Source organism: Plebeiibacterium sediminum (genome assembly GCF_026013605.1).
In the GTDB taxonomy this organism is placed as follows: domain Bacteria; phylum Bacteroidota; class Bacteroidia; order Bacteroidales; family Marinilabiliaceae; genus Saccharicrinis; species Saccharicrinis sediminus.
Genome location: NZ_JAPDPJ010000386.1, coordinates 1 through 344 on the forward strand (window position 1 = coordinate 1; position 344 = coordinate 344).

1 protein-coding gene is annotated in these 344 nt (G+C 36.0%); it reads left to right on the forward strand.

The annotated features are described in order from the left end of the window. Nucleotides 1-344: VCBS domain-containing protein (locus OM075_RS25880; RefSeq protein WP_301193423.1), on the forward strand; the 344-nt coding region annotated here is incomplete at both ends.

The following is a 344-nucleotide window of genomic DNA, read 5'->3' on the forward strand; positions in this document are numbered from 1 at the left end:
AGTAGTTTAAGTACATCAGAAGATACACCCCTTACAATAACGATAGATGATGTAACCTATACAGATGATAATTATGAAGGCTCAGCGACTTATAGTTTAATCATTCAGGATGGGACTAATTATACGCACGAAGGTAATACCATAACCCCAATAGCAAATTTTAATGGTACATTAAGTGTTGTGGCAGTAGTCTCTGATGGATTATTATCGAGTGCACCATCAACTATAACCGTTACGGTAAGCAGTGTAAATGATGCACCCGTTATTACAGGAACAAGTAGTTTAAGTACATCAGAAGATACACCCCTTACAATAACTATAGATGATGTAACCTATACAGATGA